This window comes from Agathobaculum massiliense, from assembly GCF_900291975.1.
In the GTDB taxonomy this organism is placed as follows: domain Bacteria; phylum Bacillota; class Clostridia; order Oscillospirales; family Butyricicoccaceae; genus Agathobaculum; species Agathobaculum ammoniilyticum.
On sequence record NZ_OMPN01000001.1, the window covers coordinates 76,880 to 91,946 of the forward strand.

At 52.0% G+C, this 15,067-nt stretch carries 11 protein-coding genes and 2 pseudogenes; 11 read left to right on the top strand and 2 right to left on the bottom strand.

Going from position 1 to position 15,067, the window contains the following annotated elements; all coding sequences use genetic code 11:
* Window positions 1-26 precede the first annotated feature (26 nt).
* Window positions 27-1,571 carry a glutamine-hydrolyzing GMP synthase gene (gene guaA, locus DBQ51_RS00385; RefSeq protein WP_054325865.1) on the top strand — a complete coding sequence of 515 codons (1,545 nt, stop codon included), beginning with the start codon at window positions 27-29 and terminating at the stop codon, window positions 1,569-1,571.
* A gap of 191 nt (window positions 1,572-1,762) precedes the next feature.
* Here the strand turns inward: guaA and DBQ51_RS00390 are convergent, their stop codons facing one another.
* Complete coding sequence (locus DBQ51_RS00390; RefSeq protein ID WP_107630425.1) at window positions 1,763-2,251, bottom strand: helix-turn-helix domain-containing protein; 489 nt, start codon at window positions 2,249-2,251, stop codon at window positions 1,763-1,765.
* A 226-nt stretch (window positions 2,252-2,477) separates the two neighbouring features.
* Here DBQ51_RS00390 and DBQ51_RS00395 point away from each other — a divergent pair, with 226 nt between their 5' ends.
* The 9 genes and pseudogenes from DBQ51_RS00395 (at window position 2,478) to DBQ51_RS16365 (ending at window position 10,119) form a co-directional block, all read left to right on the top strand.
* Complete coding sequence (locus DBQ51_RS00395; RefSeq protein WP_107630426.1) at window positions 2,478-2,681, top strand: transcriptional regulator; 204 nt, start codon at window positions 2,478-2,480, stop codon at window positions 2,679-2,681.
* Between the two features lie 2 nt (window positions 2,682-2,683).
* Window positions 2,684-3,703, top strand: a pseudogene (locus tag DBQ51_RS00400) (site-specific integrase).
* A 52-nt stretch (window positions 3,704-3,755) separates the two neighbouring features.
* Window positions 3,756-4,041: pseudogene (locus DBQ51_RS00405) on the top strand (plasmid mobilization protein).
* A 393-nt stretch (window positions 4,042-4,434) separates the two neighbouring features.
* Window positions 4,435-4,953 (top strand): helicase RepA family protein, encoded by a 519-nt coding sequence (locus tag DBQ51_RS17465; RefSeq protein ID WP_242977785.1) that lies wholly within the window; start codon window positions 4,435-4,437, stop codon window positions 4,951-4,953.
* Between the two features lie 1,146 nt (window positions 4,954-6,099).
* On the top strand, window positions 6,100-7,371 hold the full coding sequence (locus tag DBQ51_RS00420; protein WP_159068007.1) for an IS110 family RNA-guided transposase: 1,272 nt from the start codon (window positions 6,100-6,102) through the stop codon (window positions 7,369-7,371).
* Between the two features lie 228 nt (window positions 7,372-7,599).
* Complete coding sequence (locus tag DBQ51_RS00425; RefSeq protein ID WP_107630428.1) at window positions 7,600-8,445, top strand: tyrosine-type recombinase/integrase; 846 nt, start codon at window positions 7,600-7,602, stop codon at window positions 8,443-8,445.
* A 290-nt stretch (window positions 8,446-8,735) separates the two neighbouring features.
* Window positions 8,736-9,596, top strand: coding sequence for a tyrosine-type recombinase/integrase (locus DBQ51_RS00430; RefSeq protein WP_159068008.1), 861 nt, complete (start codon window positions 8,736-8,738; stop codon window positions 9,594-9,596).
* Window positions 9,566-9,745 carry a hypothetical protein gene (locus DBQ51_RS16360; protein ID WP_159068009.1) on the top strand — a complete coding sequence of 60 codons (180 nt, stop codon included), beginning with the start codon at window positions 9,566-9,568 and terminating at the stop codon, window positions 9,743-9,745. The genes DBQ51_RS00430 and DBQ51_RS16360 overlap by 31 nt, the downstream gene beginning before the upstream one ends.
* 227 nt (window positions 9,746-9,972) lie before the next feature.
* Window positions 9,973-10,119 (top strand): hypothetical protein, encoded by a 147-nt coding sequence (locus tag DBQ51_RS16365; protein ID WP_159068010.1) that lies wholly within the window; start codon window positions 9,973-9,975, stop codon window positions 10,117-10,119.
* Window positions 10,120-10,669: 550 nt separating this feature from the next.
* On the opposite strand, the gene DBQ51_RS00435 is transcribed toward DBQ51_RS16365, so the two are convergent.
* The gene (locus DBQ51_RS00435) at window positions 10,670-11,251 is read right to left on the bottom strand and encodes a TetR/AcrR family transcriptional regulator (protein WP_107630430.1); all 582 of its coding nucleotides are present in this window, start codon (window positions 11,249-11,251) and stop codon (window positions 10,670-10,672) included.
* 307 nt (window positions 11,252-11,558) lie between these two features.
* Here DBQ51_RS00435 and DBQ51_RS00440 point away from each other — a divergent pair, with 307 nt between their 5' ends.
* Window positions 11,559-14,840, top strand: a complete 3,282-nt coding sequence (locus DBQ51_RS00440) for a M28 family peptidase (protein ID WP_159068011.1) — start codon at window positions 11,559-11,561, stop codon at window positions 14,838-14,840.
* Window positions 14,841-15,067 lie beyond the last annotated feature (227 nt).

Here is a 15,067-nt window from a genome sequence, read left to right on the forward strand (position 1 = left end):
ACAGGAACAGGGAAAGGAGAATGAGAATGGAAAACCATCAGCTTGTTCTGGTGCTGGACTTCGGCGGGCAGTATAACCAGTTGATCGCGCGGCGCGTGCGTGAACATCATGTATATTGTGAGGTCAAGCCCTACAAAACCCCGCTTGAGGAGATCAGGGCGATGCATCCAATCGGCATCATATTTACCGGTGGACCGAACAGCGTTTATGATGAAAAATCTCCGAAGTGCGATCCGGCGCTTTTTGAGTTGGGCATTCCGGTTTTAGGGATTTGCTACGGTTGCCAGCTTATGGCGCATACGCTGGGGGGCGAGGTAACTGCCGCGCAGGAGGATACAGCGCGCGAATATGGAAAAACGGATACATTTTATAATACGGGCTGCAAGCTGTTCAAGGGGCTTCCGGAGCAGGGAATATCCTGGATGAGCCACGGCGACTACATGGCGAAAGTACCGGAGGGCTTTTCGCTTGTCGCACATACCGAAATGTGTCCGACAGCAGCGATCGCGGATGAGGCGCGCGGCTTTTACGGCGTGCAGTACCATCCGGAGGTCAATCACACAGAAAACGGTACGTTGATGCTGAAAAATTTCCTTTATGAGGTGTGCGGCGCCAAAGGCGACTGGACGATGGAGGACTATAAGAATTCGTCGATCAAGTCGATTCGGGAAAAGGTCGGCGATGGCAAGGTCCTGCTGGCGCTGTCCGGCGGCGTGGATTCCTCCGTTGCGGCAGCTTTGCTGGCCGAAGCGGTCGGAAATCAGTTGACATGTGTTTTTGTCGACCATGGCCTTATGCGTAAGGATGAAGGAGACGAAGTCGAGGCCGCGTTTGCGAAATGGGACATCAACTTTATCCGTGTGGATGCGGAGAAGCGTTTCCTGGACAAGCTGGCCGGTATTTCCGATCCGGAAACAAAGCGCAAGATCATCGGTGAGGAATTTATCCGCGTTTTCGAGGAGGAAGGCAAAAAAATCGGCAAGGTCGATTATCTGGTCCAAGGAACGATTTACCCAGACGTGATTGAATCTGGTGCGGGTGACGCGGCGGTTATCAAGAGCCACCACAACGTCGGCGGCCTGCCGGATTTCGTGGACTTCAAGGAGATCATAGAGCCGCTGCGCCTGCTGTTTAAGGATGAAGTGCGCCAGCTTGGCCGCGAGCTTGATTTGCCGGAATACTTGGTCATGCGCCAGCCGTTCCCAGGCCCGGGCCTTGCGATTCGCGTCATTGGTGAGATCACCAGGGAGAAACTGGATATTCTGCGTGAGGCAGACTTTATTTTTCGTGATGAGGTTGCAAAGGCTGGTTTGGAGCATACGATGAACCAGTATTTTGCAGTATTGACCAATATGCGCTCGGTCGGCGTGATGGGCGACGGACGGACGTATGATTATACGGTCGCGCTGCGCTCGGTGACTACCACCGACTTTATGACAGCCGATTGGGCGCGGATTCCGTATGAGGTACTCGACCGTGTGAGTGTGCGGATTGTAAACGAGGTCGGCCATATCAACCGGATTGTGTATGATATTACGTCCAAGCCGCCAGCAACGATTGAGTGGGAATAATTTCAGAGGTCTGAAAAAGCCCGGAATGACTGGGTTTTCTAAGGCGTGATGCCCTCTGTGGCAACGATTTGGCAACATTTTTTCATTATTCATAAAAAGAGAGCTAACTGATTTTGATTAGTCAGTTAGCTTTCTTTTTATTATTGTCCTGTGCAACAAACGGCCCCTCTCATGGCCTACAAGTGAGATGGTCAAGCGAGATCCTGGGGCAGCACCTTCACATAGGTCTGCGCCTTGTCAAACTCCGGGTAGTGGTAGCGCCACTTGTCGTAATCCTCTTTGGAGATCTCACCTGCCTCCAACATGGCAGCGGCCTGCTGCCAAGAACAGAGCATTTCGTGCAGCCGGGCGGCGTCCTTGTTCTTTCGCACATCGACTTTCAGGCAGATTTCTCCATCCATCTCGCTGATCTTGAGTCCATAGTTGTCCTCCAGGGTAAACAGCGTGTACATCAGCCCTACATAGGAGTCTATGTCAGGGACAGAAAGCGCATGGGGTGAGATATCCAGTACCTCAGCCAGGGCAGCGGTCAGGTCTGCCTTTGGGGTTCTTGATCCTGTTTCGTACTGTGCAAGGCGCACATCGGCAGACTTCTCCGGGAAGCTTAGCGCCATACCGAGATATTTCTGTGTCATCCCCCGCAGGAGACGGAAAAAGTGAATTCGTTCACCAATCGCCATGCGACCAACTCCAATCTATGATCGTTTCTATTTGAAACATAGCATATTTGTTTAGTTTTGTTAAGATTATCTAAGCAAATAAGCTTAGATAACGAAGCACAAAAAATATTACGCTAGTTTTTTAGTTATAAAATTGAGAAAAAGTGGCAGCAGAGGGTGATGAGGTCTTTATGAAAAACAAAATCAGCAAGCAGAAATAATCAACAAGGTAAGGAAGGTACTTACTATGGCAAATCAGATTTTTATGCGTGTCAACGAAGTGGCAGAGAAGTTGGGGATCTCCATCCCCTTTGCCTATAGGATCATGCGACAGATGAATGAGGAAGTGGCAAAAAACGGCTGCATCACCGTTGCCAGTCGAATTGACAGAAAGTTTTTCCATGAGAAATTCTATGGTACAAGATCTGAGACAGAAAGGAAGGAGAAATAATTATGGCAGCGTTCAAAAATAAGGACAATGGAACCTGGTATATTCAATTCCGTTACACCGATTGAAAGGGCGAACGCCAGCAGAAGCTCAAGCGCGGCTTTGCCACCAAGCGAGAAGCGCTGGAATGGGAACGGGAGTTCCTGATAGAAAAACAGACTGATGTGAATATGACCTTTGAGAGCTTTGTTGCTCTCTATGAGAAGGACATTAAACCCAAGCTGAAACTTAATACCTGGCTCACCAAGGAGGGGACACTATCCGTTGGCAAAATGAAATTCGGGAATTGAGGGACTGCTATGGCAAACCTCTGTCGAAAACTTACCTTAAGACAGTTCACAATCAGCTTAGCGCAATTTTCAACCATGCTGCCCAATTTTACGGTCTGAATATCAACCCTGACCGACAGGCTGGCAACAGGGGGGCAAAGGAACGAAAGGTGATGCTGTTCTGGATCCGAGAGGAGTACATCCGGCTTTTTGAGGCCATGATGGACAAGCCGTTGTCTTTCTACGCCTTTGAGGTATTGTACTGGTGCGGTGTCCGTGAGGGTGAGCTGTTGGCTCTGACCCCGTCGGACTTTGACTTTGAAAAGCGCACTGTTACCATCAATAAGTCTTACCAGCGGCTCAATAAGCAGGATGTGATCACTACGCCTAAGACACCCAAGAGTAACTGCGTGATCCAGATGCCACAGTTCCTTTGCGATGAGTTGCAGGACTACATCAAACAGCTCTATGGAGTGGAGCTGGACAGCCGGATGTTCCCCATCAACAAAAGCTATCTTCATCGGGAAATGGACTGTGGCTGTAAGCAAACCGGGGTGAAACGAATTCGTATACACGATTTGAGACATAGCCACATCAGTTTGTTGATCGATATGGGCTTTACCGCCCTGGCTTTTGCAGAGCGTGTGGGACATGAAAGTATCGACATCACATACCGATACGCCCATCTGTTCCCCCACCCGTCAGGTGGAAATGGCTGACAAGCTGGATTTGCTAAAAAATGAGAAGGGAGTGTAAGAAAATGTCTAAGAAGAACTACGACAACCACAACCGCTGAAGAAACAAGACGGTGGCTTTCCGAGTGTCGGCGGAAGAAGATCTCCAACTGGAAACCCTGGTGAAGCTCACCGGCCTGACCAAGCAGGACTACATTATCCGGTGGCTATTGGAACGAGATGTGGTGGTGCAGGGCAACCCCAAGGTTTACAAAGCCCTGCGGGATCAAGTTGGCAACAGTGCTGGACGAACTCCACCGGATCGAAGCCGGGCAAGGCGTAAATGAGGGACTGTTGGACACCATTCAGATGATCACAACCATTATGAAAGGAATGCAGGAGGGTATTGCCTATGATTGATGAAGAAAATGACCACCCAGGACTCATCTGTTGGCGCAGATGATGGGCAGTCAATCTCCAAAACTTACGAAAATAGTATACCCACTTCCGGGCAAAAAAGCAACGATGAAATTGTAAACTCCTAGGACAGTCTGGAAGAAATGTACCGCAAGATGCAGCGCATGACAGACCCTTGATACCTGCATACACTCACAATGACAGAGCTGTTCCAAACCACCTATAAGAGTAGGCAACCGGTGGTGGAAGGTCTGCTTTACGCAGGGGCATATATCCTAGCCGAAGCACCCAAAATCGGCAAGTCCTTCCTGGTGGCCCAAATCGCCTACCATGTCAGCACCGGGTAGGATTTGTGGGGGGTACAAGGTTCATCAGGGGACGGTACTTTACCTTGCGATGGAAGATGATTTTCAGCATATCCAGAGCCGGATGTTTATGATGTACGGTGTGAACAATCCCCCCAACCGCCACTTCGCTACCGCCGCCGGAAAGATCGGGAATGGGTTGAATGAACAGCTGAAGAATTTTGTGCGGGAGTACCCGGGCACCAATCTCATCACCATTGACACTATGCAGAATATCCGTGAGGTAGGCGGTGAAGCGTACAGTTATGCCAGCGACTATGAGATCACCGGCAGAATCAAACAGTTTGCTGATCAACATGTTATCTGTGTGCTGACAGTCCACCACACCCGAAAGCAGCAGGCAGATGATTCCTTTGAGACAATCTCTGGAACTACGGGATTGCTGGGCTGTGCAGATGGGTTCTCTGCTGATGCAGAAGAAAAAACGCACGGAGCTGGACACTACCAAAAAAGTTGTGGGGCGGGATCAGCCGGATCAGATTCTCTATTCGAAGAAGGATCCGCAGACCCAGATTTAGAATCTGGAACGCATGGAAAACGAGCTGTATAAAGAGCGCCCAGCCCCGGTGCTGGATGCGGTTGCAAAATTGGTTTCCCTTGAGTGCCGAGCGTGGGGCGGGGGCGCGACGGTGAAAATGATACCGTCAAAAACACCGTCGCTATCGTCGCAACCGTCGCGGAAAGGAAATGAACATGAAAAGTGTACAAATCCCCTATGACCTTTTTGTAACTTTGGTGGAGTATCATCTGACCTATGACGATGATTATGCCGAGGAAATCATCAAGAGGTGGAGCAAAAGTCGGACGCGATGGTGCGGCATGAACTGTATGCAAAATATAAGACTACGCCCACCGCCGAAGAACGGGAGCAGGCCCGACAGGAATAACTAAATAAGCGCGGAGTATTCCCAGATTTTCGATGGTAAGATAAGCTTCCGTTTGAACTAATTTCACCGACGAAATTAGCGCAAAAGTTTTTCTTTATATTGGTAAGAACAGGAGTGTGGCACGCTCCTGTTTTTTCTGGCAAAAGGATAGGGCTGACAGTAGTTTAAAAAAAGAAATTCCGCTAAAAGGTATCCCTGATGAGGTGGTGTTTTGCCATCCCATTATACAGGGGGTGCCTCATTTTAGGGCACCCTATGCCTTGAAACAGGACACAGGGTGTGGAGTAAAAGCGAAGGATGGGTAGGCATTTCGCCCACGCATCTAGCGATGGCTACTGTGTTTCGCGGTAGCCATCAGGAAGTAAAGGAGGAACTATTTGTTCCATGGAATCTTAAAGGGAACGGTGTTTCGCAGAACGAGCAGCCACAGAATGAAATTCTGCGTTCAGAAGGGGCTTGGGGGCGCTGCCCTCAACAAGCAGACGGAAGGAAATGTGAGCGTGTATTCACATTTGCATTGCTTGCCGGTACAATCAAAGCCAGTAACAGGTTGCTGTTTACTAAGGGTGTGCGGAGGGGGTACGCCCAGAGGAAAGCCATATTAGCATAGAGACAAAGCGGGATAGAAAATGGCAATACTAGCTTGCTGGGTTTCCTTTGGAATTACCTATTAATTAGCTGTCCGTTCATCCTGCGGGGGTATCAACCTTTCGGCTGGATGGGTGCGGCCCTGCCGCCTACCCGTGTTTCACACGCGCCTGTTGGCTCTCGCAAATCAGATGAAAAGTCCCGCGAAGGAGGAGTCAGTTATGAAACAGACGGTTCCGGTAGTTGGAGTGGATGTGAGCAAGCGGATTAGCGATATGTGCGTTCTCGCTCCCAACAATGAAATCATGGCTCGACTAAAGATATACCACGACTTAACCAGCATGGAGCGCTCTGTGGCAGAGCTGCGTCGGGTCGAGAACGAGTGTGGTGTGGCCCCAGTCATTGTTATGGAGTCTACCTCTCACTACCATCTCATCCTATTCCAGTTTTTCTGCGAGGCCGGGTATGAGGTGATTGTAGTCAATCCCATTCAAAGCGGTGCGTTGAAAAACATCAATGTCCGAAAAGTAAAAAATGATAAGGTGGATGCCTACAAGATTGCAATGCTTTATCGGCTCAAGGTCTTGCGAAAATCCCAAGTTCCCGTAGACAGTTTGCGAGGGCTACGGCTGCTCTGCCGCCAGCGTGCGGAACTTATGAACGACGTAACAAGCTACAAAAACCGACTAGCTGCATACTTGGATCAAATTTTCCCTAGCTACGATAAAGTATTTTCGGATGTAGGTGGCGCTGCCTCAAGAGCTGTTTTGCGGGAATGTCCTACTCCACAGATCTTGCTGTTAAAAAGCGAGAACGAACTGCTCCGTATAATTTGTATTGCCGGATATAAAGGCCACACTTTTGGAGTGAAAAAGGTGGAAAAACTTCGCCATGTTGCCGAGGACGCCCTGCGGCTTGGCCTTTACGCACCAGGAAATGCGGCTGTGGTTATATCCGCCGTTGCTATGCTGGACGCTTTGTTGAACGGTATATGGGAAATCGAACAGGCTATCAAAGCATTGATCATTCAGGAACTGTTTATCCAAAAGAATATTGCACTTTTACAGACCATCCCTGGGATTGGCCCCCACAGTTCCATTGCGCTCCTTGCTGAAATCGGAGATTTTACCCTGTTTCAAAAGCCCAAGCAACTTGTGGCATATTTCGGCCTTGATCCATCCCAGCGGCAATCCGGTATGTTTACAGACTCCAAAATGAAACTATCTAAACGTGGTTCTTCCTATGTCCGAGCCTTGCTTCATTTGGCTGCCGTTTCCTCTGTTGCGCCACACCAAAATCAATCCCCCGCTAATCCAGTGCTCTTTGCCTACTACCAAGAAAAATGCAAGACAAAACCACCTCGAATTGTTATGTGTGCTCTCATGCACAAGCTCTGTAATATTATCTTTGCCGTTCTCCGCGACCAGAAACCGTTTGAGTGGCGTCAACCGGAGCAACACGCTACTCGGCTGGGGCTGGTTTCTGTCGCATAACATAAATACCCTTACAGGCCCAGCTACCACTGGGCCTTATTGTCATGTTCGTTTTTCTCCCAGACCTAAAATCTGAAATTTCTCTTGACTTTGCTTAACTGGTCTGGTAGTGCGCACCACTGAAAATGCCTTGGAAATCAAGGGTTTGCGCTTCCTGGGAGTTTGGCTGCATAGCGGCCAGTCTGCAAGGTAAAATAATCTCATACTTTGCAGACAGGAGGCTACGAAATGGAAGATTTCAAATTGACGGCGGAGCGGATCGCGGCCTATGGCCACTATTTGAAGCAGGAGGAACGGGCCCCAGCCACGCTGGAAAAGTATCTGCGGGATGTGCGGGCTTTTGCCCTCTGGCTGGATGGGGAGGCCGTTACCAAGGAGGCCGTGACCGGCTGGAAAGAACGACTGCTGGCAGAGCGCCGCGCTCCCTCCACGGTGAACACGGCTCTTTCCGCCCTCAACGGCCTGTTCCGTTTTCTCGGCTGGGAGGGATGCAGGGCGAGGTTCGTCAAGGTACAGCGGCGGCTGTTCAGGGACCCAGCCCGCGAACTCAACCGCCCGGACTATGACCGGCTGATTGCCACGGCGCGGGAGCTGGGCCAGGAACGGCTGGCGCTGGTGATGGAAACCATCTGCGCTACCGGCGTCCGGGTGAGCGAACTCCGCTATCTCACCGTGGAGGCAGTTCAGCGGGGGCGGGCGGAGATCTCTTTGAAAGGGAAAGTCAGGGTGATCCTCATTCCCACCAAGCTGGCACGGAAGCTCTTGAAATACGCCAAGAAAAACAAAACCGCTTCCGGCGAGATTTTTCTCACGGGAAACGGCAAAAGTCTTTCAAGGCGGCAGATATGGGCGGAAATGAAACGGCTGTGCGTCAGGGCGGGGGTGGAGCCGTCCAGGGTGTTCCCCCATAATCTCCGGCACCTGTTCGCCACGGCCTACTACCGGGCCTACCGGGATATTGCAAAGCTGGCGGACGTGCTGGGGCACAGCTCCATTGAAACGACCCGTATCTATCTCCTGACCTCCGGCGAGGAGCACCAGCGCCAGCTTGACCGCTTGGGGCTGGTATCATAGGCAGAGTTAACATTCCGCCCCAAACAAAACGGTTTTTCTACCTGCGGGACTACATATACAAAGTAATTATATCATTCCTGTCCTTGAAAAGCAAGGAAGTTCCTAACTTTTGGGCGTGAAAAAGCCAGCCGCAAAAAGAAGATTTTTTTGCGGCCTGGTTTCGTGCGTCCCCTGCTCTCCTTTCACGGGAGCAGGGGACGCTTATTTTTTGCGTTTGGCCTTTCCAATGGACACATGAGCACTAAAGCTGTGTGCGGAATGTTAATTCTGACTGCTGAGAGGTAATGGGTATGCCAGAGGAAAAGATACAGGGAAGGTCCGGTTTCCCTGAGAATACAGAACGCTCCCACAGGCTCGGCCTGTGCCTGACAGACGAGCTGGAGCTGCGGTTCCTGGAAAACCTGCGGGAGCATGGACGGACAAAAGATACCATCAGCGTCTACCGCCGCAACCTCTCCAGGCTGCGGAAAAGTCTGCCGGAGGACAGCAAACTGGATCCCGCATTTCTTTCTAACTGGCAGTCCGAGTTATTGGAGCAGGGCTATTCCCCGGGCACCGTCAATAGCTGCACCGCCACCGTCAACAGCCTTTTGGAGTTCGCAGGACGGCAAGACCTCCGGGTAGAACAGGTTTCTCCAGACGAGAATATACCTTTGCCGGAACTGACCAGAAATGAATATCTTCGGCTGCTCCAGACGGCAAAGCTGCTGGGCAAACGCCAGACCTATCTGCTGGTGCTGATGTTCGGCACGATGGACCTGCCGCTTCATGCCCTGGCGCGTGTGACCGTGGAAGCCGTGCGGGAGGGCTGGGTACTTGTTCCGAGCAGGCTGCGCGTCCCGCCCTGTCTGCGGGCGGAGCTGCTGGCCTATGCCGGGGAGCAGGGGATCGGGAGCGGCCCTATATTCTGCACTCGGTATGGTAGGCCAATGGACCGGGGGAATATCAATGTCCGTCTCCAGTCCTTGTCCCGTGACGCGCGGGTATCGCCGGAAAAATGCAATCCCCGGTGCCTGCGGAAACTGTGCGTTGCCACGCAGGCGGGCATCCGATCCAGTTTGGAACTTCTGATTGAGCAAGCCTATGACCGGCTACTGGAAACGGAGGCTTTGACTGTGGGATGGAACGAAAGCGAGGTGATGGAACGATGACCTTTGAAATACCGCTTGTGGACGCGCTTTCTATTCAAGCGGACTGCATGTATTTATCTGATCTGCGCTATCTGGACAAATGGCAGCGGGTGCGGCTGGCCCGAATATTGGAGCAGTTGCCAGCCGATCCCGCTTCTCTGGAAGAATGAAATGGTGCGCTGCAATATCTGGCACAGCAGTCACCGGAAGAAACGGCAGAGGCCGCACGGGAGCGGCTGATCCAATCATCATCCTCTCTTAATAGGGGAGGGACGAGCTTGGGGACACTTTGTCCCCAAGCCATGACAAAAGAAAAACAGGAGGACTTCACTACACGAAAAAGCGAATACTGTCATGCTTGCTGTGTGCAGTCATGGTTATTGGGATTTCTCAACGATTGCCTTGGCAGCCGGGCGCATGGTACTATCTGGTGGTACAGGAGGCTACCAACAGCCATGATTTCAACCGCGAGGGAGATGTGCATGGGCATTGGACCAAGCTGACCGCTGACCCAGATTGGACGAAGTATCAAACTGACAGATAGGACGGGAGACAAGGGTAAACCATACGAAGTTGGGGGGCTTCGGCCCCGGCTTCTCCGAGCCTTTCGCTTCGGCGGAGGGTTCGGAGAAGCTCATAAAAAGAGAAAAGGAGCTGTTGCTTATTCACTATGCGGCAGAAACTTAATTTCCACCATAAAATACCGGAACGAGGGATGCCTATGGCTATGGCCTTGGGTTAGTATCTGAAAACTGTATAGCTCCCACAAAAGAGCCCGCAAAGGCCGTTCAGGTCTTTGCGGGCTTTCGTTATGTCGGGTTATGGAAAAGTTTTTGGAATACCCCCGTATTTTGCTGGTTTCTCCCGCAGCCCATAGCATCCCCCGTTCCCGCTGTTCTTTCGGCCTGCATCCTCTTTTTCTCTGTCACCGTTCCGACAAGCTCCCCTGCTTTGAGACAAAGTGTCCCGAAGCCCGCTGCCGCTCACAGATAAATCGACTGTAGAAGTGAATGGCGTAGATAGAGGAAAGCCTTATCTGAAATCTTTGACTACATCATAAGATCATTTCAGATAAGACTTTTCCATTGTATATACTAGCGCATGATCAATCCATACAACATTGTGTGCAGCAATTCATGTGCTTTCTGCTCAGCATCGGGTACCGAATCCTCACGGATATAGACCCCCAGAAAATTTACAAACGCCCGAAACTGCGCAATAGCTTGATCAAGCGTCAGGCGATCGGCCAGATTTTCTTTTTGCAGGATGGTGCGCAATGCATGATCGTTAAACTGGTCAAACTCCTGTCGGCATTTTGCAATCTGTTCGGCCAAATGGCTTTGCGGATATATCAGCACATCGTAAAACAACTGACGATGCATCGGATGCTTCTGAAAAAAATCTATGCGCATGGCAAAGTATTGGTCGATCGTCAGTGTGGAGAGATCAAGCTGCCCACGCAGGAAATTCGTCATTTCCTGAAACAAAAGAGATATGCAGTCAAGATACAGTGCATCCTTGTTTTCATAATAATGATATAGCAGTCCCTTGGAAATGTTTCCTCTGGTGCAAATCTGGTTGATACCGCTGCCGGCATATCCGTGCTCGGCAAATTCGGTAAACGCGTGCATGCGGATCATGCTGCGGCTGCGCCGGCTTCGTTCTGCCTGCTTCATAATCCATCACCTCTTGGTTACAGTATAGCAAAATTTCTATGATACAGCAATACAGGAATTGACTGTTTGGTCTGTTTGTTGTAATATAAAACAAACCAAACGGTTTATTTTATGATCTCAGACAGGGGTGATACATATGAAAAGGGCGATCGTGTCGGCTGTATTGTGTTCCACTATATTGGCAGGTACATCTGGTGCCACTGCATGGCCAGGATGGGCGCAGGACGCAAGGGATTGGGCACAATCGCTTGCGTTAAGCGAAGATATTCTGGATGCACCGGAGGCCGCTGTTACACGCGGACAGGCGGTGCAACTGCTATATGAGGTGGCAGGGCGGCCGAATGCACCGGCAGACACGCCATTTACCGACGTGCCGGAAACCTATGCCGATGCAACTGCATGGGCCGCTGAGCAGGGCTTTGTCGAAGGCCTTGGTGACGGAAAGTACCAGCCTGAAAGACCATTGACACGGCAGGAATTTGCCGCTATGCTGTACCGCAGCGCAGGTGGGCCAGCGGTCAGCGGCAGTGAGCTTTCCGCCTACACGGATGCGGCATCGGTTGCAGACTGGGCATGGGACGCGGTGCTCTGGTGTAGCAAGATCGGGTTGCTTAACGGCAGATCCAACCACCTCCTTGCACCGGAGGATACCATCATCTTGGCGGAGGCCGTGCTGATCCTCCAGCGGGATGCACAGCTGCCGGATACCGCGCAGCTCCAGAAGGATCTTGAGACCCTAAGCATGCAGCATCACCCGATCGGCTCGGTGGGTGAGCAGGCGGCGGTGCAGTATCTGCAAAGCCGTTTCACAGAGATGGGCTATCTGGTCAGCACGCAAGACTATACGAATGATGCAGGGCAGACCGGCGCTAACGTGATTGCGGTCAAGCCGGCGGCAGCGGCAAATGCAGATATCCTTTTGGTGTCTGCCCACCATGATAGTGTGCCGACGGCCTACGGTGCGAATGACAATGCTTCGGGCGTGACCGCGCTGCTCGCGGTTGCGGAGGCGATGAAGGACACGGCGACCGATACCGAGATCCGCTTCATCAGCTTTACGGATGAGGAAAACGGAAAAAACGGCTCGCGGTACTACACCTCGAAGCTCTCCGAAGCAGAGCGCAGCCGCATGATCGGCGACATCCAACTGGATATGCTGGGCGGACTCGGTTCGAGCGGCAGCAAGGTCTGTACGATGGACGGCGAGACCAACTGGCTGAGCGACCTGATCGGGCAGAAAAACGCCTCCTTTATGATGGGCGCGGAGACCGCGAGCGGCCACGCCTCTTTCCAACTGGCGGGCGTGCCGAGCGTTCTGGTGATGCAGAACGGGCGCGGCTACCTCTATCACTCGGCGGCGGATGTCGCCAGCCAGATTGACCTGTATACCCTTGCAGGCGCGGCGCAGACCGTGACCGCTGCAGTGCAGGAAATCGCGGATGCGGATACGCCGTCCTATAGGGATATAGCGCATGCGCAGGCGGAGGGCTATACCTACCGCCAGACCCGCCAGAACGTGATTTATTTCAACAGCTCGCTCGCGGACACAGAGGCTTATATAGGCGTTGTCGGCGAGCTGGTGGATACGGAAGAGGTAAACGGCGACGGCTGGACCGATGTTTACGACACCTATCTGTACTCTATGCGGTGGTTCGACGGAGAACAGCCGATGAACACCTACTACCGCTACCGCAACGGTTTTTTGCAGAATATTGAGATCCATCCCACCGAAACCGGCTACACCTCAGATCAGGTGCGCAGCCTGATCACTGCAATGTACGGTGCGCCATCCGCTTCGGTGCAGGGAAGTGAAAGCTGGGCCGACGAGGTGTACAGCAAATACATCACTCTGTCGGATACGGCTGAGGGCTGTATGGTCACAGTGTCAAACTATTCGCTCGGCATCACCAACGTGATCGCAGAATATCCGGTCGTGAACGGCCGCGCGCAGATCGGCAATGCCCAGCACGCAAAGGTGTGGGACTTCCTATGCGCTATCCTGCCGGATGAGGCGCGTGTCAAAATTGCGGAGTTTAACCTGTATACCGACGGCTACAGCAATGTTCTGGCCTATACCTCGCCGGTTGAGGACGAAAACGGCGGGACGGATAACACCCGCTTTTCCATCAGCATCGACTACTACGATGTGTATGATGAAAACGGTAACTCGCGCGACTGGAGCAAGCTGACTTATACCATCCTTCATGAGTACGGCCATGTGCTGCTCGAAGATGAGACACAGGTTGACCTATTGGTCGGCAGCGATACGCACGACCCAGCGGGCTTTGTACCCGGCTCGTTCCGCAAGACGTTTTATGACCGCTTCTGGAAGCAGATCGACACCGGTGCCGGTGTAAATGATTACGAACAAAACCCGACGCACTATGTCAGCCGCTACGGTGCAAACTACTTCCATGAGGATATTGCGGACACCTTTGCGGTGTTCGTGCTGGGTGCCAAGCCTGAGGGCGATACTGTGGCCGAGCAGAAGCTGCTTGCGTTCTGGGCGGATGCAGATATGGTGACGCTGCGGCAGGCAATCCGGGATAATATGAGCCTGGATCAGCCACAGAAGCCGGTGGAACCGGAAGAGCCGACTGAGTCGGAAAACCCAGACAGCGGAGAGGAGGTGCTCTGCGTAACAGATACTGCACAGATCAAGGCAGAACTCAACGATGCGATTGCGACGGTGCGGCAGCCTGCCGCCTTTGTAATCGCTGCGCTGGAAGATACCTCTGATCTTAAAATGGATGTGCAGAACCTCTATAACAGCCTGCTTTCCGAGCATCCGGCGTATAAATACGCCTATGATATGCAGGTCTCGGTCAGCAACAGCGTGCTGCGCTGCACGTTCTCCTACATGCCCTATCGAAGCGGGGACTATCCAACGGGTTTTCAGGGTGTGGAGGCCGCCTGCCTGAACGATCTTATCCGGATCGCACGGGACAATATAACGAAAGAAAGTGTATCCATCCGCATCACCGATCCGGAACTGACGGTGGACGATATGAACAAGGCGCTTCAGCAGGCTGGCGGCAGCTATATCCTGTGCCAGCTGAACGAGGACGGCACAGCGATCACCTTTGCACCGCAAAATCATCTGGGCCGGACGGAGGCGCTGGAACGTTTATCCGAGATTGACCGCCTAACCAGTAAAGTGGTAGATGAAATCATCACAGCGGACATGACTGGGGCCGAGAAGGCCGAAGCGCTGTATACCTATGTGACCGAAAACGTGCGATATGACCAGCGGTATTACGCGGACCGAGACAATATGCCGTACGATTCGCAGACCGCTTATGGCGCGCTGCACGACGGGCTTGCCATCTGCGGCGGGTATGCACAGGCCGTACAGCGCTTATTTGAAGCGGCAGATATCCCGTGCTATACCGTCACCGGCACGATGGGCGGTGAAAACCACATGTGGAATATCGCCTATCTGGACGGTGTATGGCGGTATTATGATGCGACCAGCGACCGCGGTCGTGCGGCCTATTGGTTTAATTATTTTGGAGTGCCCTCAGAACAGCTTGCGCGGTATGAGTGGGACACGGATTGGGTGCAGCGGCTGACACGGTCTGCTGTTTGAATAGAGCCGCCATTGTAAAAAGTCCAATGGTATGAAGTCAGAAAATTTTGAAGAAAAGTGAAGTGAAACGGCTGTTTAGTCAGGAAAAAGGCAACATCGAACCAAGCCCTACCCCCTATGATTTTAGAAACAGGGCTTTGGCGTCAGAGCGGCAAGTAATAAGCCCAGCTCTCTAATGGGATATACAGGCGGTTGTCCTTCAGCAGTCGAAAGATCAACCGAATCAG